This is a genomic window from Pedobacter psychroterrae, from assembly GCF_004331695.1.
Taxonomy (GTDB): domain Bacteria; phylum Bacteroidota; class Bacteroidia; order Sphingobacteriales; family Sphingobacteriaceae; genus Pedobacter; species Pedobacter psychroterrae.
The window spans coordinates 1,394,943-1,414,480 of record NZ_SJSL01000001.1 but is presented as its reverse complement, the minus strand read 5'-3'; the positions used below and the strand labels follow the sequence as shown (position 1 = coordinate 1,414,480).

General features: G+C 39.6%; 22 protein-coding genes. 11 read left to right on the top strand and 11 right to left on the bottom strand.

Annotated features, from left to right (window positions below; genetic code table 11):
* Positions 1 to 5 precede the first annotated feature (5 nt).
* From EZ437_RS06205 to EZ437_RS06190, 4 genes are all read left to right on the top strand, one after another.
* Positions 6 to 386: a TraR/DksA family transcriptional regulator gene (locus tag EZ437_RS06205; protein WP_131594284.1), complete on the top strand. Its 381-nt coding sequence runs from the start codon at positions 6 to 8 to the stop codon at positions 384 to 386.
* On the top strand, positions 386 to 988 hold the full coding sequence (locus EZ437_RS06200; protein ID WP_131594282.1) for a lipoprotein signal peptidase: 603 nt from the start codon (positions 386 to 388) through the stop codon (positions 986 to 988). Before EZ437_RS06205 ends, EZ437_RS06200 begins: the two co-directional genes overlap by 1 nt.
* A gap of 83 nt (positions 989 to 1,071) precedes the next feature.
* Positions 1,072 to 1,776, top strand: a complete 705-nt coding sequence (locus EZ437_RS06195; RefSeq protein WP_131594280.1) for an SIMPL domain-containing protein — start codon at positions 1,072 to 1,074, stop codon at positions 1,774 to 1,776.
* A gap of 121 nt (positions 1,777 to 1,897) precedes the next feature.
* Positions 1,898 to 2,212, top strand: a complete 315-nt coding sequence (locus EZ437_RS06190; protein ID WP_131594278.1) for a hypothetical protein — start codon at positions 1,898 to 1,900, stop codon at positions 2,210 to 2,212.
* A gap of 101 nt (positions 2,213 to 2,313) precedes the next feature.
* On the opposite strand, the gene serS is transcribed toward EZ437_RS06190, so the two are convergent.
* Positions 2,314 to 3,585, bottom strand: a complete 1,272-nt coding sequence (gene serS, locus EZ437_RS06185; protein ID WP_131594277.1) for a serine--tRNA ligase — start codon at positions 3,583 to 3,585, stop codon at positions 2,314 to 2,316.
* 38 nt (positions 3,586 to 3,623) lie between these two features.
* Between serS and rsmI the strand changes: the two genes are divergently transcribed.
* Genes rsmI through lnt form a run of 3 tightly spaced genes read left to right on the top strand, consistent with a single transcriptional unit; the run spans position 3,624 to position 6,606 of the window.
* On the top strand, positions 3,624 to 4,331 hold the full coding sequence (gene rsmI / locus EZ437_RS06180; protein ID WP_131594275.1) for a 16S rRNA (cytidine(1402)-2'-O)-methyltransferase: 708 nt from the start codon (positions 3,624 to 3,626) through the stop codon (positions 4,329 to 4,331).
* A 14-nt stretch (positions 4,332 to 4,345) separates the two neighbouring features.
* A complete protein-coding gene (locus EZ437_RS06175) occupies positions 4,346 to 4,969 on the top strand; it encodes a PH domain-containing protein (RefSeq protein ID WP_131594273.1) in 624 nt (207 codons plus the stop codon).
* An 8-nt stretch (positions 4,970 to 4,977) separates the two neighbouring features.
* On the top strand, positions 4,978 to 6,606 hold the full coding sequence (gene lnt / locus EZ437_RS06170; protein ID WP_131594271.1) for an apolipoprotein N-acyltransferase: 1,629 nt from the start codon (positions 4,978 to 4,980) through the stop codon (positions 6,604 to 6,606).
* Here lnt and EZ437_RS06165 read toward each other — a convergent pair.
* Positions 6,603 to 8,243 carry an NAD+ synthase gene (locus EZ437_RS06165; RefSeq protein ID WP_131594269.1) on the bottom strand — a complete coding sequence of 547 codons (1,641 nt, stop codon included), beginning with the start codon at positions 8,241 to 8,243 and terminating at the stop codon, positions 6,603 to 6,605. The two genes, lnt and EZ437_RS06165, sit on opposite strands and share 4 nt — an antisense overlap.
* Before the next feature lie 38 nt (positions 8,244 to 8,281).
* Complete coding sequence (locus tag EZ437_RS06160; protein ID WP_131594267.1) at positions 8,282 to 8,932, bottom strand: porin family protein; 651 nt, start codon at positions 8,930 to 8,932, stop codon at positions 8,282 to 8,284.
* Positions 8,933 to 8,989: 57 nt separating this feature from the next.
* Here EZ437_RS06160 and gldB point away from each other — a divergent pair, with 57 nt between their 5' ends.
* A complete protein-coding gene (gldB, locus tag EZ437_RS06155; RefSeq protein ID WP_131594265.1) occupies positions 8,990 to 10,024 on the top strand; it encodes a gliding motility lipoprotein GldB in 1,035 nt (344 codons plus the stop codon).
* On the opposite strand, the gene EZ437_RS06150 is transcribed toward gldB, so the two are convergent.
* Genes EZ437_RS06150 through EZ437_RS06120 form a run of 7 tightly spaced genes read right to left on the bottom strand, consistent with a single transcriptional unit; the run spans position 10,025 to position 16,922 of the window.
* Positions 10,025 to 10,744 (bottom strand): 2-phosphosulfolactate phosphatase, encoded by a 720-nt coding sequence (locus EZ437_RS06150; RefSeq protein WP_131594263.1) that lies wholly within the window; start codon positions 10,742 to 10,744, stop codon positions 10,025 to 10,027.
* A gap of 16 nt (positions 10,745 to 10,760) precedes the next feature.
* On the bottom strand, positions 10,761 to 11,840 hold the full coding sequence (gene gcvT, locus EZ437_RS06145) for a glycine cleavage system aminomethyltransferase GcvT (protein ID WP_131594261.1): 1,080 nt from the start codon (positions 11,838 to 11,840) through the stop codon (positions 10,761 to 10,763).
* A gap of 40 nt (positions 11,841 to 11,880) precedes the next feature.
* Positions 11,881 to 13,083: a glycosyltransferase family 4 protein gene (locus EZ437_RS06140; protein ID WP_131594259.1), complete on the bottom strand. Its 1,203-nt coding sequence runs from the start codon at positions 13,081 to 13,083 to the stop codon at positions 11,881 to 11,883.
* 17 nt (positions 13,084 to 13,100) lie between these two features.
* On the bottom strand, positions 13,101 to 13,712 hold the full coding sequence (locus EZ437_RS06135) for a ribonuclease HII (RefSeq protein WP_131594257.1): 612 nt from the start codon (positions 13,710 to 13,712) through the stop codon (positions 13,101 to 13,103).
* Between the two features lie 27 nt (positions 13,713 to 13,739).
* The gene (locus EZ437_RS06130) at positions 13,740 to 14,855 is read right to left on the bottom strand and encodes an ABC transporter permease (RefSeq protein WP_225869510.1); all 1,116 of its coding nucleotides are present in this window, start codon (positions 14,853 to 14,855) and stop codon (positions 13,740 to 13,742) included.
* Positions 14,831 to 15,910 carry a glycosyltransferase family 2 protein gene (locus tag EZ437_RS06125; protein ID WP_131595197.1) on the bottom strand — a complete coding sequence of 360 codons (1,080 nt, stop codon included), beginning with the start codon at positions 15,908 to 15,910 and terminating at the stop codon, positions 14,831 to 14,833. The genes EZ437_RS06130 and EZ437_RS06125 overlap by 25 nt, the downstream gene beginning before the upstream one ends.
* A 34-nt stretch (positions 15,911 to 15,944) precedes the next feature.
* Positions 15,945 to 16,922, bottom strand: coding sequence for a hypothetical protein (locus EZ437_RS06120; RefSeq protein ID WP_131595199.1), 978 nt, complete (start codon positions 16,920 to 16,922; stop codon positions 15,945 to 15,947).
* Positions 16,923 to 16,965: 43 nt separating this feature from the next.
* On the opposite strand from EZ437_RS06120, the gene ruvC reads away from it, so the two are divergent.
* Positions 16,966 to 17,529 (top strand): crossover junction endodeoxyribonuclease RuvC, encoded by a 564-nt coding sequence (gene ruvC / locus EZ437_RS06115; protein WP_131594255.1) that lies wholly within the window; start codon positions 16,966 to 16,968, stop codon positions 17,527 to 17,529.
* Positions 17,530 to 17,540: 11 nt separating this feature from the next.
* Here the strand turns inward: ruvC and EZ437_RS06110 are convergent, their stop codons facing one another.
* The gene (locus EZ437_RS06110; protein ID WP_131594253.1) at positions 17,541 to 17,756 is read right to left on the bottom strand and encodes a hypothetical protein; all 216 of its coding nucleotides are present in this window, start codon (positions 17,754 to 17,756) and stop codon (positions 17,541 to 17,543) included.
* Between the two features lie 133 nt (positions 17,757 to 17,889).
* Between EZ437_RS06110 and EZ437_RS21710 the strand changes: the two genes are divergently transcribed.
* A complete protein-coding gene (locus tag EZ437_RS21710; protein ID WP_205942654.1) occupies positions 17,890 to 18,168 on the top strand; it encodes a DUF4140 domain-containing protein in 279 nt (92 codons plus the stop codon).
* A gap of 85 nt (positions 18,169 to 18,253) precedes the next feature.
* Entirely contained in the window at positions 18,254 to 19,510 is a 1,257-nt protein-coding gene (locus tag EZ437_RS06105; RefSeq protein ID WP_205942653.1) for a DUF4139 domain-containing protein, read from the top strand.
* Positions 19,511 to 19,538 lie beyond the last annotated feature (28 nt).

Sequence of the window (19,538 nt, the reverse complement as noted above, 5' to 3'; positions counted from 1 at the left end):
ATATTATGGAAAAAGAAAAAACAAGGTACTCTGACAGTGAACTTCAAGAATTTAAAGAATTGATTCAGGAAAAATTACGTATGGCCAGACAAGAGTTTCTTGATTTGACAAACTCGTTAAGCAGTCCGAATTCTAATGGTACGGAAGATACTTCCGGCACTTACAAAACGCTGGAAGATGGTTCTGCGACTCTTGAAAAAGAGCAACTGAACCAGTTGGCCGCGCGCCAGAAAAAGTTTATCGAAAACCTGGAAGCTGCACAAGTACGTATAGAGAACAAGACTTATGGCATTTGCAGAGAAACAGGAAAGTTAATTCAAAAGGAACGCTTACGTGCAGTCCCGCACGCTACGCTAAGTATGGAAGCTAAACTGAAGCAATCATAATGAAAGGCTATACAAAACCTTTGCTGATTATTTTCTTTGTATTGCTTGCCGACCAGGTTTTGAAAACCTGGATCAAGACCAATATGTACATGAGTCAGGAGTTTAAGATCATGGGCGATTGGTTTATCATTCATTTTACAGAGAACAACGGGATGGCTTTTGGCCTTGAGTTTGGTGGTGAATTTGGAAAACTTGCTTTATCACTGTTTAGGATAGCGGCCGTAGCAGGAATAGGTTATGGGTTGCATTACCTGATCCAGAGAAAATATCACAGAGGGCTGATACTGAACGTAGCACTGATATTTTCAGGAGCTTTAGGAAATATCATCGACTCTGTATTTTATGGCAAAATATATGGCTATGCGGGATGGTTTCACGGCAGAGTAGTAGATATGTTCTATTTCCCTATTTTGCAGGGACACTTCCCTTCATGGCTACCGATATGGGGCGGCGAAGATTTTATATTTTTCAGACCGGTATTTAACATAGCCGATGCAGCGATCTCAGTGGGTGTGGTGATCATTCTGATCTTTCAGAAAACCTATTTTAAGGAAGATGTGAAAGAAGAAATCAGCATTAATAGTGAGGTAGTTGAGGAATAATCACCAATAATTTTAAATAGGCTTGTGGAATTGGTATGATTTTTACATCTACTTATTAAATACACAAATGAAAATTTAATCTTATGAAAAAGTTATTAACCCTTGCCTTCGTTGCATTATTTAGTTTAAGTGCGCTGGCGCAACAAGTAGATTTAAGAAAAAAGATCAGCGTAAGCGGTTCTGCAGAAACAGAAGTTACTCCCGACATTATCTATATTGCTATATCCCTCAAAGAATACCTGAAGGACAACAACAGTAAGAAAAAAGTGGAGATCACTACCCTGGAGAACCAGCTTTACAGCGCAATCCAAAAAGCCGGTCTTGATAAGGAAAGCCTGACGATCAATAACCTGTCAAGTTATTCATGGGCTACTGAAAAAAAGAAAAACCCTGACTTTTTAGCTAGCAAACAATATCGCTTAAAAGTCTCTGACCTGAATAAGTTTAATGACATCATTGGAGCTGTAGACCCCAAAGGTGTGGCATCTACCAATATTGAGAGCTATGACTACTCGAAGATCGAATCTTTAAAGAAAGAGCTAAAAATAAAGGCATTGCAGGCAGCAAAAGCCAAAGCGGCTTATCTAGTGGAGGCATTGGGAGACAAATTGGGAAGCGTAATTGACATTCAGGAAGTCAACAATGAGCAATATCCGCAGCCAATGTACCGCAATGTGATGATGATGAAGGCGGAAAGTGCTGATGCAATGGCAGGAAATACGGCAGAGATAGATTTCAAGAAGATAAAACTGAACTACATTATGAACACAGTATTTGAAATTAAATAACGTAGTTGACTACAACAGCATACAGTTTCTAGTATAACACTAGAAAACCAGTACAAAAAACCTATCAATTAACTTTGGTAGGTTTTTTGTTGTTTAGAAATATATCTAAAAAACTTAAAACATGAAAAAATTTATTTACTCTTTAGTGCTGGTCTTTACAATGGCCATCAGTGCAAATACAGTTTCGGCTGCAGACAAAAACGATAAAGTTAAAACTGAAATGACTGCAGAGCAGAAGATTCAGCTGAAAAGAATTACTGATCGTGTTGAAGAAATTAAAGCAATGGACAAATCAGATCTTTCAAAGTCTGAAAGAAAGGCGTTGCGTAATGAATTGAAAGAACTGAAACAGCAAGCTCGTGCAACGGGTGGTGGTGTTTATCTTTCTGTTGGAGCGATCATCATTATCATATTATTGTTGATACTTATTCTTTAAGAAGCGCTATATCTTCCCTATTCAATAAAAGAGGGTAGCCATTATAATAATGGTCACCCTCTTTCACTTTACATGCATCCTTAAAAATGCAGCTGCTTTTATCAATCTATGTATTCAAACCCTGTATACCTTACCAGCGCCTCAGGGATTTTAATACCATTCTCTGTTTGATTGTTTTCCAATATTGCGGCAACAATACGCGGCAACGCCAGGGCACTTCCATTTAAGGTATGGGCAAATTGCGTTTTTCCAGTAGCATTCTTAAACCTTAGCTTCAACCTGTTGCTTTGATAAGTCTCAAAGTTGGACACGGAGGAGACTTCCAGCCAGCGCTGCTGAGCAGCACTCCAAACCTCCATGTCATAAGTCATGGCAGATGTGAAACCCATGTCACCGCCACACAAACGCAAAACCCGGTAATGTAATCCAAGCTCCTTTAGCAGGGACTGAACATACGCACTCATCTCTTCGAGTACCTGGTACGATTTGTCGGGATGAACTACCTGTACCACTTCTACTTTATCAAACTGATGCAAGCGGTTTAATCCACGTACATGTGCGCCATAAGATCCGGCCTCACGACGAAAGCATGGGGTATAAGCCGTATTTTTTATCGGTAGCTCTTCTTCTTTTAAAATGACATCTCTGTAAAGATTGGTAACCGGAACTTCCGCTGTGGGAATAAGGTATAGATTGTCAATCCCGGCATGATACATCTGCCCCTCTTTGTCTGGCAGCTGTCCTGTTCCAAACCCTGAAGCTTCGTTTACCAAATGCGGGACCTGCATTTCTCTATAGCCCGCATCTGTAGCGTGGTCAAGAAAGAAATTGATCAGTGCTCTTTGCAAACGGGCACCCTTGCCTTTATATACCGGAAATCCGGCACCGGTTATTTTAGTTCCCAGTTCAAAATCGATGATATCGTATTTAGCGGTAAGTTCCCAATGCGGCAAAGCGCCTGTGGGAAGCTCGGCAGGATTGCCATGCTCCAGCACGATCTCATTCTCCTCTGGTGTACTACCTGCTTTTACCAGATCATGAGGTAAGTTGGGTAATTGTACAATGAGGTTATATAATTTAAGCTCTGCATCAGAGAGCTGATCAGAAAGCTTTTTATGCTGTTCCTTACCAGCAGAAGTCTCCGCTTTAAGCAGCTCCGCGGCTTCTTTGTTGCCGGCACGCATTAATTCGCCAATTTGTTTTGCACTGGCATTGGCAATGGCTGAAAGGCTATCCAGCGAAGTTTGAACCTGTCTGCGTTCTTCATCAATTCTAATAATTTCATCAACCAGTTCCGGTTGCTTAAAATTACGTACACTCAGTCGTTCTAAAACTTTCTCTCTATTTTCACGGATATAACTAACTTGCAGCATTATTTAATTTTTTACACAAAGATAAGATTGATTTACAAATGGGCAAACTATATCTTGTACCTACACCAATTGGAAACCTGGAGGATATTACATTAAGGGCGATCCGGATACTGAAAGAAGCCGACGTAATCCTTGCTGAAGATACCCGTACCAGTGCACCTTTGCTTAAATATTTTGGTATTGATAAAAAGGCATATTCCCATCATCAGCACAATGAGCATCAGGCTACATCTGAAATAATAAAGTTTTTAAAAGAAGGCAAGAATGTTGCCCTGATCTCTGATGCAGGTACGCCAGCCATCTCAGACCCTGGATTTTACCTGGTCAGGGAGGCTATTAAAAACGAGCTGGAGGTGGAATGCCTGCCCGGTGCAACGGCATTTGTGCCTGCCCTGGTCAACTCAGGATTGCCTTCAGATTCATTTGTATTTGAGGGTTTTCTGCCTGTTAAAAAAGGACGGCAGACCCGTTTTAAGAAGCTGGCAGAAGAAGACAGGACAATTATATTGTATGAAAGTCCGCACCGGCTGCTTAAAACATTGGAAGAATTTGCACAGTACCTGGGTCCGGACAGACAGGCATCGGTAAGCAGGGAGCTCACCAAGCTGTATGAAGAAACTGTGAGGGGCACGCTGGCAGAGATAAAATCACATTATGAAAACAATATATTAAAGGGAGAATTCGTAATTTGTATTGCGGGAGCTGAAGTGGTAAAGAAGAAGCGTATCCGTGAAGAGCAGGACTAAATGAGTTTAAAAAGATGACACTAATAGATAGATTTTTGAGTGATGAACAAGACCCTAAGGCTGTAGAACGGGTTTTAGTAAAATTAAACGACATGCTAAGTTCAAATGAGGAACTGCTTTATATGGCTGTTCAGAAGAAGCCGGCGGTAAACTTATTACCTGACTGCATTGCTGTAAGCACCAAACGTATCTTCTATTGTGAGCCTGGTAGCTTTGGGATCACTATGAATTTTAAAGATATTTCCTGGAAAAGCATTAAGGAGGTCTCTTTTAAGGAAGAGTTTTTTGGTTCTAAGTTTATTTGTGTGCCCCAGCATGGAGAAAATATTGTTACGGAGTACATTCCTAAAGTACAAGCGCGTAAATTGTATCAGATATCTTGCGAGCAACTGGAAAATTTCAAGGAGCAACAGCGACTGGACAGTATAGAAGAAAAGCATGCTGTACCTTCAGTGGTGACTGTGAACGCATTCGCAGAAGAACCCTTAACGGATCATAAAACGATGCCATTCGTTGCTGAAGAGCCTGAAGATGAAACTACGTTGAAACTAAGAAAGCTCAAAATATTGTACGACAAACAGCTGATCACTCAGGAGGAATATGAGACAAAAAAGGCTAGTATTTTAGATACTTTATAATCCCCCCGATGAAGATAGTTAGCAATGTTTATTTTCTTGGCCTGTTAAGTTCATTTTTAATGTGGCTGGCCTGGCCACCTATTAATTATACTACCCCGTTACTGCTGATTGGTCTCGTACCTCTCCTTATTGCTTTGTCTGCTATAAAAGCCGATGACCGGTCTAAGAAGGGCAAGCGGGTATTCCTGACTGCGGGGCTAACTTTTTTGGTATGGAACACCGCCTCCATCTACTGGGTGTATAATGCAATAAGTGCTGTCAATGACCCTCTGGTAGCAGCTTTAGTATCTATTATACCCTTCGGTTTAGGTGCGCTCCTGATGACATTTGCTTTTTGGTTATATTATAGGCTAGGCCTTGTTGCAAACAAATACATCGCTTATGCAGGCCTGATATGCTTTTATATAGCTATGGAATACCTGCATCAGACATGGGACCTTTCTTTTCCCTGGATGACGCTAGGAAACGGCTTGGCAGGCATGCATCAGCTAGCCCAATGGTATGAATATACGGGAGTATATGGTGGTTCTCTATGGATACTGCTTAGCAATATTGTTGTTTTTGAAGCTTACAAAGAAATTAAGCAGGCCGGCGGCTGGAAGGCACTGCCGATATTGGTGCCAGCAATAGTTATATTGGTTCCAATAGGATTATCGCTAACCACATACTACAACTATACTGAAAAGGTAGTTCCACTAAATGTAGTGGCGGTACAACCTAACATTGACCCGTATAAAAAATTCGTGGATCTCCCAGTCAGGGATCAATTAGACATACTAATTAAACTGTCAGATTCTGTAGCACAACCCAACACAGAATATTTTATATGGCCCGAAACCGCCATTCCTAATTATGCTGATGAAGAGAAAATTCATAGTAACCCAGAATTTATCATTGTTCAACACTTCCTGGACAAATATAAGAATGGGACTGTACTGACGGGGATTGAAAGCGTTAGATTTTACAATGAACAAAAAACGATCACGGCCAAAAACTGGGGATATGGCATTTTTAAAGATAATTTCAATTCAGCAATGCAGGTGGAGAATTCTGCGAATGTGCAGTTCTATCATAAATCCAAACTGGTACCAGGCGTTGAAAAAATGCCTTTCCCTGTAGCACTTTCTGTACTGGCACCGATTTTTGAACAGTTTGGCGGCAGTAGCGGCGGTTGGGGATGGCAGGATAATCCAGAAGTGTTTTATTCACAAAGCGGCGTTGGTGTTGTCCCCGTTATCTGTTATGAATCTTTGTGGGGGGAATGGATTGGTGAGGCTGTCAGAAATGGCGCTCAGTTCATCGCTGTGATCACCAATGACGCATGGTGGGGCAACACCTCAGGCAAGGAACAACACTTGTTATACGCAAAATTGCGCGCTATAGAGGCACGGCGTTATGTAGTTCGATCTGCCAATACTGGTATTTCTGGCTTTATAAACCAACGTGGAGACATTTTGACACAATCAAAATGGTGGACCAGAACTGCAATGAAAGCAGATATAAACTTAAACGACGAAATAACACCATATGTGAAAAATGGAGATATGATAGCGATCATCTCCTGCATTATCGGAGCCCTACTTGCCCTGCTTATTCCGTTTTATAAAATCTCTTCTGTGAGAAAAAGGTCTGTTTAAGAGAGGTATTTCCCTACGATTGGCATTCTTCTTCCCATACCAAAGGCTTTGGGAGAAACGCGCAATATGGGTGGTGTCTGATAGCGCTTGAATTCTGCATTATTGACCATCTTGATGATTCTCCTAACCAATGTCTCATCGTATCCCTGTGCGATAATAGCACGGGAACTCTTTTTTAATTCGATATATTGAAAGAGGACCTTATCCAGTACATCGTACTCTGGTAAGGAATCAGAATCTTTCTGATCGGGTCGTAACTCTGCTGAAGGTGGCTTGACAATGGAATTTAACGGGATCATTTCAGCATCCTTATTAATAAACTTCGCAAGTTCGTACACCTGTGTTTTGTAGATATCGCCGATTACGCCAATTGCTCCGCACATATCCCCATACAAAGTACCATAACCTACTGCACATTCACTTTTATTAGAGGTATTTAACAAGATATAGCCAAACTTATTAGACATCGCCATCACTACAATTCCCCGGCACCGGGCCTGGATATTTTCTTCTGCCAGATTAGGTGGCAGGTCTTTAAAAGCAGATGACATCATACTATCAAATGAATCTGCCGCTTCTTTGATCGGGATTATTTCATGCTGACAACCAAAATTTTCAACCAGTAAAAGTGCATCATTGATTGAATGATCGGAAGAATACTTGGAGGGCATCAGCACGGCCATTACATTTTCCGGGCCTAAAGCGCGACATGCTAACGCACAAACTATAGCAGAGTCAATGCCACCTGATAGTCCCAGAACTGCCTTAGAAAAGCCTGATTTATGGAAATAATCTTTGATACCAAGGATGAGTGCATGATAGATCTGTTCAATATCTGAGAGAGGTTCGTGTGCCATGGGCGAATAACCACTAATCTCACTTCCCTTGATTTCATATATTTTCAGTTCTTCTTCAAAATATTTCATTTCATCAAGCAGGCTGCCTTTTCTGTCAAATGCAACCGAACCTCCATCGAATATGATTTCTGTTTGCGCTCCTACCTGATTTACATATAGCAAAGGCAGGTTATATTTCCTGGCATTGTCTGCCAGTACAACCATTCTTTCATCATCATGTGCATAAGAGAATGGGGACGCCGCAATATTGATCATAAAATCAGGTTTCTGCAGGATCAACTGATCCATAGGATTTGAAATATACAATGGATTGTCATTGATGTTCCATAGATCTTCACAGATTGTTAATGCTATTTTTCGGCCCTTATATTCGATGCATCGAAATTCACTACCCGGTTCAAAATAGCGATATTCGTCAAAAACATCATAATTAGGAAGTAATGCTTTCTTCACAGTAGACGTAATCTTGCCCTCTTCTATAAAATGGGCCGCATTGTAAAGGTCTTTGCCGGCAATTGTATTATTCTTTATTGGCAGGCCAACAATACATGCTATTCCATGACAATGCTGCGCTATTTCATTTGCTGCTTCTTCACATAGTTCGATGAATTCATCGAATTCGAGAAAATCACGTGAAGGATATCCACAGATTGCCAGCTCCGCAAAAACTACCAAATCAGCTCCTTTGTCTTTCGCAAGCTGAATATGGTCGATGATCTTCTTAGTATTATACTCAAAATTGCCAATGTGATAGTTGAGTTGCGCAAGTGCTATGTTCATTCCTGTTTAGTAATCTTTTTATCTGTCCGGTTGATTTCTTAGAAAAATACCCCAAAATTTACACCTATATAATGATTGCGGATACGGTTATCTTTGTCACCTGTAATATTAGTAAATCCATTGTTGAAAGTCAATCCGGTTGTAACACTCATATTCCCATTAATATCGATCTCAGCTCCTGCTCCGATGATCAATCCTGATCTGTAAAACTTGATACTTTCAGGCGCATATTCAGTATCCGTCTTTTCGTTAACATCCTGCCTGGCACGGATTTTAAAATCGTTTGAAAGACCAAATTGTCCATACCATCGAACGTCGTCTATTTTTACCGTTTTTAGTTTAAGGGTAAGTGGAATTTCAATATATTGAAGCTTATATTTTAACTGCACTTCGGTCTGTGCAGGAGGCTCATTCGATACGGTTCTTGCTTCTTTGGTTTTTCCATTAATGGTAGTAATCGTTAAACCTGTAGCAAAACTGTAATTCTGGGTAAAATTGAAATCAGCAATTAATCCATAAGAAAACCCCATTGAGACACTATTGCTTTTACCAATTTGTGGTTTTACCCATCCTATGGTAGGATGAGCTGTTAATCCTAGCCTAAAGCCATAATAGGGAACCGTCAGATCCTGAGCATAGCTGCTTCCTGACATCATTAATAATACTAAACAGATAAATGTTTGTTTCATGCCAATATATTCTTACGGTTATGAGGCTTATATAAACTTATTTTATATTTGCCTGTAATGATATATAACGTCAAATTCGGTCAAAGCTATCTATTTTTTTTATTATGTGGCCTGCTAATGTTTGTTTCATGCAAACATGACAGCAAACCAGATATTAGCAACATACATCTGGATGTAAAAATCTTACGTTTTGACAAGGAGTTGTATGCTGGAAAATCTAAAGACATCAATCAGACAGCATCAATTCTCAAAAAAAAATACACTAATTTCTACGATGACTATATCCATAGAATGGTAGGCAATTTTGAGTATACAGAACAGGAAGTCATGGAGACATTGTATAAAGATCAGGCTTATACAGATCTGACCTATGAGGTTGACAGTGTATTTAAAACCCTTGGGTCTGTAGAAAGTGAGTTAGACCTAGCTTTCAGGTACATCAGACATTATTATCCAAAAGCGAAGATCCCAAATTTCATTTCTTTTGTGTCTGGCTTTGCCGTTCAGACCCCTGTTGGCGACAATTATATGGGAATAGGCCTGGACATGTTTTTAGGTGATGAAAGCAAATTCTATAAAGCAATCGTGCAAAGTGTCCCTGCCTATCTTTCAAGGCGTTTCAGTCCCGAATATATCATACCACGTGTCACCGAGACCTATGCCAGGGAAGAACTCTTTCCGGAGCTTGATGAAGACAGGACCTTAATCTCAAAGATGATCCATAATGGTAAAATCCTGTACTTTATGGATAGGATACTTGAGGAAAGCGTGCCTGACTCTGTGAAAATAGGCTATACAGGCAATCAGGTTGAATGGTGCAAAACTTTTGAAAGTGACATCTGGGCTTTCTATCTGCAAAACAATTTGCTTTTTGAAACAGACTATCAAAAGATACAGGTATACCTGAGTGAAGGCCCTTTCACTCCCGGATTGGGAGAAAAGAATGAATCTGCCCCAAAACTAGGCATATGGACTGGCTGGCAAATTGTAAGAAAATACATGACTGAAAATAAAGATGTAACCTTACAGCAGCTAATGGCCGAACAGGATGCTCAAAAAATATTAAATGGTTCAAAGTACAAACCTAAATAACTAATCGGTCTCTAAAGCAATCAAGGTATCCCCTATTAAAACCGGGATCGCTTTACATATATCAAGTTGCAGGCAAAACTTCACGTCTTCCTCAATGTTAAGCGCGGCAAGCCTGTGGCTATGAGAAGATTTATGAAGATATTTACGCAGGTCATTTTTTGCGAGTTGATACAAGTCTTCTGCAGCTATAGATGAATCATCAAAATGATCAAAGTCTTTCCTGAGATCAGAAACTACCGCACCGGCAAACAGGGTGTCTTCCAGATTAAATGCATCTTTCCATCCTGCACACAGCAGCAGGACACTTCTATCTTGTGTCTTAAGCCAGGCACATAAGGATTTTAAATTTAAAAAGGATCCGATTATTACCTGGTACGCCGTTTCTCTTGCCATATGAAGTGCCTTTGTACCATTGGTCGTTGTCAATACAACAGTTTTTCCCGCTACTTTTTCTGCAGTATAGGAAAAGGGGGAGTTTCCGAAGTCATATCCTTCAACCACTTCCCCGTTCCGCTCGGCAGCTAATAAATAGCCCTGGCCTGAATACTGAAGGCAATCTTCAACATTGGCTACCGGTATAATTGCACTTGCACCATTGGCAATACCATATACGATTGATGATGTCGCTCGGAGAATATCTATCACAACAACAATGCTGTCCTTTACATCATAAAGATGTAGTAATGCGGGCGTTAAACAAACCTCTATACGTTTAGGCATCGGCAATTAATATTCCTTATTTAAAAAATGGGAATTTAACAACTTTGGCCCTGATCTTATTGTTACGGATATTAATAAAGATCTCTGTTCCTTCTTTATCCATTCCTTTTTCAATATAGCCCATACCTATTGCCTTCTGTAAGGAAGGAGATTGAGTACCCGAAGTAACTTTACCAATATTCCTTCCTTCCGAATCAGTTATTTCATAGTCGTGGCGCGGAATGCCCCTGTCGATCATTTCGAAGCCAATTAGCTTCTTTTTGACCCCTTGTTCTTTTTGTTCGAGCAGGGCTTCTGAATTGGTGAATTTTTTGGTGAATTTAGTGATCCAGCCGAGGCCTGCTTCTATAGGAGAGGTGGTGTCATCAATATCATTGCCATACAAACAGAAACCCATATCTAAACGCAGGGTATCACGTGCGCCTAGCCCTATCGGCTTAATATTAAAGGCTGCACCTGCTTCAAAAATTGCATCCCAGATCTTATCGGCATGTTCATTCTCAAAATAGATCTCAAATCCACCCGCACCTGTATATCCTGTTGCCGAAATTACGACATTCCCCACTCCTGCAAACGTACCTTTTACAAAATTATAATACTCCATTGACCCCAGATCAACATCCGTAAGACTTTGCAAAGCATCTGCCGCCCTAGGGCCCTGAATGGCCAATAGGGAGGTTCTATCAGATATATTATGCATTTCTACATCCTTATCATTATATTTTTGGATCCAGTTCCAGTCTTTTTCTATATTAGATGCATTCACTACCAGCATGTACGTTTTTTCATCTATCCGGTAAACCAGCAGATCATCGATGATGCCGCCTTCTTCATTTGGAAGACAAGAATACTGTACTTTACCATCATAAAGTTTTGACGCATCATTGCTGGTAACACGTTGAATTAAATCAAGGGCATTTTCGCCTTTCAACATAAACTCACCCATGTGGCTAACATCAAATACACCCACGCCATTTCTTACTACAGCATGCTCGGCATTGATACCTTCATACTGGACCGGCATGTTGTAGCCTGCAAATGGTACCATTTTAGCTCCTAGGGAAATGTGCTTCTCTGTTAACGCAGTATTTTTCATTTGATTTATCTATAAAAACGTCGGCAAAAGTACATAAAATTTAAGCACTAACTAACTTTTGATAGACTTTCAGCATTCGTTTAGAGATAGAAGAAATATCGTGATCTCTTTCAACCGTTCTTCTGGCATTCTCTCCAATTTCCCGCCACTTATTGGGATTTGTGATACATTGCAAGATCGACCTGTAAAATTCATCAGCAGTATTTGCAATGAGTATATCTTTACCGTGATGACACCTGATCCCCTCTGCTGCCATGCTGGTAGCGATGATACATTTTCTCATGGCCATTCCTTCAACAATTTTAACACGCATCCCGCTTCCTGATAGCAATGGAACAATCATAATGGCTTTTGAATTGATAAATTCTACGGCATCAAATACTTCCCCTTCTACTACCAGGTTCTCTGAGTCATAGTCAAAAAATTCCGCCTGCATGTGTTTACCTGCAATGTAAAATCGTAACTCACTGCTTAATGTCTCTATATCGGGCCATATTTCGTCTAAGAACCATTCCAGTCCTTCTTTATTAGGACGCCAGTCCATTGCTCCCAAATGAAATAGCGTAGGAAAACTGGTTTTTGAACTATCAGTGACGTATTTCTCAAAATCCAAGGCAACAGGAAAGACCTCCAGTGCGGTCTGGCAACCAAAACGAACAATGCTTTGCCTGTCCTGCTCACTAATGGCAAATACCTGATGAAACCGGTTGATCTGCTCAGTTTCATAGACTTTTAAACGACGGGCAAGGAACTGCAAATATTTTCTGCGGGGAGTAAACCGTTCTGTCATTGCTATTCGTTCCCAAACATCAAATTCAATATTATGGGCACGGTAAATTACTTTTGCTTTGCTGTTTGCCTTCACAATATCCAGATATGGCACTACAAAAAGACCTTCAAACTGAATGATATCAAACTCATTCTCTCTCAGGATCTCTTCCAGCAGCCTGGCAGCATCATCATCAAAAAACCGGGAAACGTTGTAAGATTGATTGGAAAAAATATTAAAGAAAGCTCCCCATATATTTACCTCAGTATCGAGACTGAAGGAATGGAAATTAATACTATCAAAAACGGGGTCATAAATATCATCCACATCAACCCTATGCTTATTGGTGTTGATACTAAACAAAGTAATCTCTACCCCAAGCTTTAGTAGACCTTTCATGGTGTTGTATACTACTATTGGATATCCGCTATTTGGCGGAAAAGGGACCCTATTTGTAAGAATTAATGTTTTCAATCAGGTGAAAATACAAATTAACATTCGCTTTTGGAAAATAGCTGGAGTTGGGGCGCGGTTATAGAAAAAGTTTTACGGTGAAATGGGGACAATCCATATTCAAGAGCAGCATTTCTATGAACCACAGTGGGGTACCCTTTATTCTGCTGCCATTGATAATGAGGATATTGAAAAGAAATATTTTCCATAAACTCGTCCCTGTGAGTCTTTGCAAGAATAGAGGCTGCGGCTATATTCAGGTATTTGCCATCTCCCTTTATAATGCAGGCATGAGGTATATCCGGATAGGCTTTGAACCTATTACCATCAATACTTAAATACGCCGGTTTTACAACCAGTTTTTCAATTGCACGGTGCATTGCTAAAAACGAAGCATTGAGAATATTGATCTTATCAATTTCATAGTTATCCACTTCTGCAACGGCCCAGGCAATGGCTTCCTTCTCTATGATCAGCCGCAGGGCACAACGCTGTTTGTGCGTAAGCTTTTTAGAATCCGTTAATTCACCGGCAATGAAATCAGGTGGTAAGATTACAGCTGCAGCAAAAACAGGTCCTGCAAGACAGCCTCTACCGGCTTCGTCACACCCTGCTTCTAAAAGCTCTTTCTGATAAGCGTGTAGCAACATGATAGCAAAGCTACAAATTACAGTTCATTAAACGGAAATATTTTGAGACCTGACGTCAAATGCGTCACGAAGCCCAATAGCAAGCAAATTGAAGGCATACACTGTTAACATAATCGCTAAACCTGGCAATATAGCGAGATATGCTGCATCCATAATAATGTATCCGTAGTGCTCTTTAATCATCCCTCCCCAGCTTGGCATGGGAGGTTGTGCCCCAAAACCAAGAAAGCTCAGACCGGTTTCCAGTAAGATCGCAGAGGCAAAATTTGCAGAAGCTACTACGAGTATGGGCCCTATTATGTTGGGTAATATATGTCTGACAATAATTCTAGTTGTCGAAAAACCCAAAGATTTGGAAGCCTCTATAAATTCTACTTCTTTTAAGGCCATTACCTGTCCCCGCACTAAACGGCATACTTCTACCCATGTGGACAGTCCAACGGCGATAAATATCTGCCAAAACCCCTTCCCCAGCGCAAATGATATTGCTATTACCAACAATAATGAAGGCAGGGACCAGATGACATTCATAAACCAGCTGATAGCAGCGTCTGTCCTTCCACCAAAATAACCGGCCATAGCGCCGAGGCTCACTCCTATAAAAAGAGAGATGAGTACTGCGATTAACCCCACCGATAGCGACACCCTAATTCCGAGAATTAATCTACTCAAAAGATCTCTTCCATAAATATCTGTTCCAAGCCAAAACTTTTGAGTATAGCTGTAGTTTCCATTTACTAAAGGATACACAACTTCTTCTGCTTGTTCGTCATCACCGATATATTCTCTTGCAAGAATCTTGTTTCCGACTTTGCGAAGGGAAGTGACCGGGATACTTTTAAAATCAGCTTGTTGTCCAAAGAACATCTTTTCAATTATGCCTACTCGCTTGACATTTCCATTTCTGCTGATGATGAGAAAATTAAAAGTACGGCCCGGTTTTTTATTGCTAAGTTGTAAATGCATCGTATTGGCCTGAGGAGTTTGATCCGGAGTTATTAAATATCCTAAAATACCCATCAGCATTAGCAGCAGAACAAACAAAAGTCCGCCAAAAGCAAGTTTATTCTTTTTAAATCGTCTCCAGGCCTTTTGTAAAGGGCTATTAAATTTTTCCATTACCTTACCATTCTCCCTTTCCATTTGTATTTTCCAGAATTACCGGCTATTCCAATGTAAATAATGTAAATAATGTGCAATATGCTAAGCACTGGTACCAATAATAATAATTTTCTTCTGTTTACAAAGCTTGTCACACCATACAGAAAAAGAAACTCAACAGCCATCTTGGTCAATAATTGGATAAAAGCGACCTTTAAATAGAGGTCATTAAGACAACCCATACCTATATTAACCACTATGCTTAAATTGAAGAGCCATATAAAAACCCCAAGAACAATGATAGATTTATTTTTATATCGGGTACTTTTTGATGACCAGCGTTTGCGCTGCTGAATAAATTCTTTTAAAGTACCTTTGGCATGGGTATAGACTATAGCCTCACTATTTTTTAAAAATCCTATGTTATTGGCGAATTCTGCTGCCATTTTGTGTAATAACAGCTCATCATCGCCAGAAGCAAGGTCATCAATTCCACTAAATCCCCCAACTTCGTAAAAAGCTTCTTTTTCATAAGCAAGATTTGCCCCGTTACAAGTTGCAGGTCTTCCATTGCCAATTGTGGCCGCACCTAAACCAATGAGATAGAGAAATTCTAAAGACTGGGCACGTTCAAAAAAACTACTTTCTTCAAAATATACTACTGGTGAGGAGATCATCTTATACTTCTTTATTTCATAAAGCGATACTATCGCCCTTAGCCAGTGAGGCCCCATCCTGCAGTCGGCATCTGTGGTAACGATTAATGTACCCGACGATTCTGCAATAGCCGTTTGAATTGCTTTCTTTTTATAAGAATTCAGCGGTCTGTCCTCATTCAATTGTATTAACTTAACTCCAAACCCATTATATGATTTAATGATCTCTGAGGTTCGGTCAGTGGAGTGGTCATCAATAAAAATTATCTCAGTTAGCTGTCTGTCATAACATTGAGCAAGTAGGTCATCTAAAGTTTTGGAGATATTTCCTTCTTCATTTCTTGCGGCAACAATAACAGATACTTTTGTACTTAATTGATTTGTTGATGGCAAATAGTCTACCAATTTATACCATCCTCTGATAAAAACCACTACTATTATTAAATATAAAGCAGTAAGAATAAAGATTATCAAATTAATTATGCCTGGAATTTCCAAAAAAATCTAGTTTAAAAACAAAATAGGAGCCTAATATAGCTGGAATAATAATATTTATTAGCCAGATTATAGCAATACACGCAATTACCGCTATATCCTGGGTAGTCACAAAACCAAAGAAGTAAGCCGCAGTAACACTTCTGACCCCAATATCAAAAATATCCAGGGACGGTAAAGTGGACTGAACAAAAAACAAAATACTTACCATCATCAGGATATCAAGGGAATGTATTTCCGGTATCAACCAGTTAAACAAAATGAAGTATTGCGTACTAAAAACTATATACCTTGCTAAACAAAACATAAGTATACCTAACAATTCCGCCGTCTGATATCTCGAAAGAACACTATAAAATTTCTTGTATTTTCGTGTAACCCGAAAAGAAAGTAAAATACCATTCAACCATCTAATATTAAAGTAGAAGAGTATAAAAAACAAACAAAACATCATTGATAAAACTACAAGGGCATAAAACAACCGATAATCCATATCAATAAATTTGTTGATGAATAAGCATAAGGCAATAGCACCAAAAATATTTGTCAGTACCATTTGCCCGATATTTCCTACTGCCATTACAACAATCCCTATTATCCTTCTTTTTGGTGACAGAAAAAAAACTCTTCCGCCGTATTCACCGATCCTGTTTGGTGTAAAAACTGCCCATGTTAATCCACAAAAAACTGATTCTATGGCTCTCCATGTACTAATTTTTTCAACCCTGAAAATTAGCTTCCTCCACTTTAATGCTTCTAATCCCCAATTTATAAACATAAGAAAGCCCACCGTAGCGAGGATAAGTATAATTTCCAGTTGTGAGATTTGTTTCAAAAGATCGTTAAATGCCACTAAGTTCTCATTAGTAGAAAGTTTACGATAAATGAACCAAAAGGCAAGCACAACAATAGCTGCCTTAAGCACGTATGAAATGGTTTTTTTATATTGGGAAGTCAATCTTTTTACTTTTACTCTGTACAAATATGCTTAATATTGTCTTATGTTGGCTAATAAAAAGGAACGTGTGATTATGGGCATTGACCCTGGAACTTCAATAATGGGTTATGGATTGATATTAGAGAAGGGAAGCAAGATTGAATTAATAACAATGGGAATTGTAAGAATGGATCACTTAGATGATCATTTTTTAAAACTTCAGCGAATCTTCGAAAAAACAACACTTCTTTTAGAAGAATTCAAACCAGATGTATTGGCCCTGGAAGCGCCTTTTTACAGTAAGAACATTCAAGTTATGTTAAAATTAGGACGCGCACAAGGCATCGCTATGGCTGCGGCATTGACAAGAAACATACCTGTAGCAGAATATGCACCAAAAAAAATCAAGCAATCTATAACAGGCAACGGGAACACCAGTAAGGAACAGGTTGCTGCTATGCTGCAACGTTTATTAAATTTTAAAGAAACTCCTGAGTTTTTGGATGCCACAGATGGATTGGCTGTTGCTGTCTGTCATTCCTTTCAAAGGATCAGCACCACTTCAGGCAGCAAATCTTATTCTGGCTGGGAAGCATTTGCCAAAGACAATAAGAAACGCATAAAATGAATGAATGATACTTATGCATCCAGTATCTTGAATACCGCTTTACAAGCAATCACGGTACCAATAAGCAGAATGGCCCAGGACACTATTGATAAAGTAGTCGAGTCATAAGCAAAACGAAGATAAACACCTAAAATACCAATTAAGATCCCAACAGTCATCAATTTATAAGTTGATACGTCATTAGCCTTTTTCATGCTTTCGGTGTTTTGATTTGGTGTTTGTTCCATTTTAGATATTGTTTATTATGTTGCAAAAGTAGTATTAATTAGCTAAAAACCAGAATAACACAGTCATAAAATTTAAGCTAATTCCATTTATGGATTATCTTAAATTATTACATCCTAATCAAAACACGATCTTATGAAAAGAATCCTTTTATTTTTATTTACAAGTCTTACGGCTATTTACAGTCAGGCACAGTCTCCTAAAACATTTAACAGCAGATTGGAATCAGTAACCGTCTACGGCAGGGGTGCAGAATTAAATCACAGTAGTAAAGTAACCCTGCCAGCAGGCACCAGCGAGATTACTCTGGGAAATATAGCCAATTTGATCGATGAAAACAGCATCCAGATTAGTGTCCCCTCCAACGTAACCATATTGTCAACCAGTTTCACCCGGGGATTTTCTCAGGAATGAAAATAACAGCCCTGCCTACATTAAAGTAGAAGACAGTTTACAACTCGTAAAAAGAGCGCTCAATAAGCTGGAAAATAAAAGGATAGTGGAGGAAAACCAACTTATTTTGCTGGATAAGAACCAAGCTATCGGCGGATCAAATTCTGGAGTAAATGTAACTGAATTGATTAAAGTTGTGGATTATTACAAAAACAAGCAGCTGGAATTGCGAAATAACATAGTTACGCTGAAAGAAGCGGAAGCATTACAGCAAAAGAAAATCGTGCAGATGGGGAAGCAACTGCAGGAATTAAGTCAGGACAAAAGCGGTACTGCAGGACAAATTGTATTACAGTTGATGGCGAATGCAGCAACCAGCGCTGACCTGAACGTGAGCTACTTCAGCCCTAGCGCAACCTGGATCGCATTCTATGACCTTAGGGCTGAAAACACCACCTCACCACTTAAGATTATTTATAAGGCTAACGTAAGCCAGTCTACGGGGCTGGACTGGAAGAAGGTTAAATTAAGTCTGTCTAGCGGTAACCCTACGCAAAATGGAACTGCTCCTCTTCTTTCAGCCTGGTTCCTTCAGTTTGGAGAACCTGAACATGCTTATAGAGCAAAAAAAGAGTTATATCAAAACCGTATCCAGGGGATATCCAGCACTGCTTCTTTGTCGAAGGCAGCGTTGTCCGAAGTGACAATACCCCAAAGTAAAGTAAATGGACTTGTGATTCAGCAAAACGAAAACATGCTAAATACGACGTTTGACATCGAAATCCCATATGACATCGCCTCTAACAGCAAACCACATAGCGTAATCCTAAAAGAGTTTAACCAACCAGCAAACTTCAAATATTATAGCGTCCCAAAAGTGGATGGAGATGCATTTTTAATGGCCGAAATTACAAATTACGACCAACTGAACCTGCTTCCCGGAGAAGCCAATATTATCTTTGAGAACAGTTATGTCGGTAAATCCTTTATCAATCCAAATGCCACTACCGACACCTTAAACCTAAGCATGGGACGGGATAAAAAAATTACCATTAAGAGAGAAAAGGTAGCCGAACAAACGGGTGTTAAATTTATCGGAAACAGTAAAAAACAAATATTTACCTATGAAATCCGCTTGCGAAATGGAAAAAAAGAAGCAGTAGATCTATTGCTGAAAGACCAGTACCCAGTATCGACAGATAAAGATATAGAAGTAGAACTCCTCAATGCAGGTGCTGCCCAGATAAACAAAGAAACCGGTGTACTCACCTGGAAGCTTAATTTAAAACCTGGAGCTACTGAAACCATTCGCATTAGCTATGCTGTGAAATACCCTAAAGATAAAAACATCCTGAACCTCTAATAATAAGAGCTCCTGATCTTTTGGATCA

Excerpts from the sequence above, each read along its gene's own strand:
- EZ437_RS06205 (WP_131594284.1), top strand. The coding sequence starts at position 6 with ATGGAAAAAGAAAAAACAAGGTACTCTGACAGTGAACTTCAAGAATTT.
- EZ437_RS06200 (WP_131594282.1), top strand. The coding sequence starts at position 386 with ATGAAAGGCTATACAAAACCTTTGCTGATTATTTTCTTTGTATTGCTT.
- EZ437_RS06195 (WP_131594280.1), top strand. The coding sequence starts at position 1,072 with ATGAAAAAGTTATTAACCCTTGCCTTCGTTGCATTATTTAGTTTAAGT.
- EZ437_RS06190 (WP_131594278.1), top strand. The coding sequence starts at position 1,898 with ATGAAAAAATTTATTTACTCTTTAGTGCTGGTCTTTACAATGGCCATC.
- serS (WP_131594277.1), bottom strand. The coding sequence starts at position 3,585 with ATGCTGCAAGTTAGTTATATCCGTGAAAATAGAGAGAAAGTTTTAGAA.
- rsmI (WP_131594275.1), top strand. The coding sequence starts at position 3,624 with ATGGGCAAACTATATCTTGTACCTACACCAATTGGAAACCTGGAGGAT.
- EZ437_RS06175 (WP_131594273.1), top strand. The coding sequence starts at position 4,346 with ATGACACTAATAGATAGATTTTTGAGTGATGAACAAGACCCTAAGGCT.
- lnt (WP_131594271.1), top strand. The coding sequence starts at position 4,978 with ATGAAGATAGTTAGCAATGTTTATTTTCTTGGCCTGTTAAGTTCATTT.
- EZ437_RS06165 (WP_131594269.1), bottom strand. The coding sequence starts at position 8,243 with ATGAACATAGCACTTGCGCAACTCAACTATCACATTGGCAATTTTGAG.
- EZ437_RS06160 (WP_131594267.1), bottom strand. The coding sequence starts at position 8,932 with ATGAAACAAACATTTATCTGTTTAGTATTATTAATGATGTCAGGAAGC.
- gldB (WP_131594265.1), top strand. The coding sequence starts at position 8,990 with ATGATATATAACGTCAAATTCGGTCAAAGCTATCTATTTTTTTTATTA.
- EZ437_RS06150 (WP_131594263.1), bottom strand. The coding sequence starts at position 10,744 with ATGCCTAAACGTATAGAGGTTTGTTTAACGCCCGCATTACTACATCTT.
- gcvT (WP_131594261.1), bottom strand. The coding sequence starts at position 11,840 with ATGAAAAATACTGCGTTAACAGAGAAGCACATTTCCCTAGGAGCTAAA.
- EZ437_RS06135 (WP_131594257.1), bottom strand. The coding sequence starts at position 13,712 with ATGTTGCTACACGCTTATCAGAAAGAGCTTTTAGAAGCAGGGTGTGAC.
- EZ437_RS06130 (WP_225869510.1), bottom strand. The coding sequence starts at position 14,855 with ATGGAAAGGGAGAATGGTAAGGTAATGGAAAAATTTAATAGCCCTTTA.
- ruvC (WP_131594255.1), top strand. The coding sequence starts at position 16,966 with ATGTTGGCTAATAAAAAGGAACGTGTGATTATGGGCATTGACCCTGGA.
- EZ437_RS06110 (WP_131594253.1), bottom strand. The coding sequence starts at position 17,756 with ATGGAACAAACACCAAATCAAAACACCGAAAGCATGAAAAAGGCTAAT.
- EZ437_RS21710 (WP_205942654.1), top strand. The coding sequence starts at position 17,890 with ATGAAAAGAATCCTTTTATTTTTATTTACAAGTCTTACGGCTATTTAC.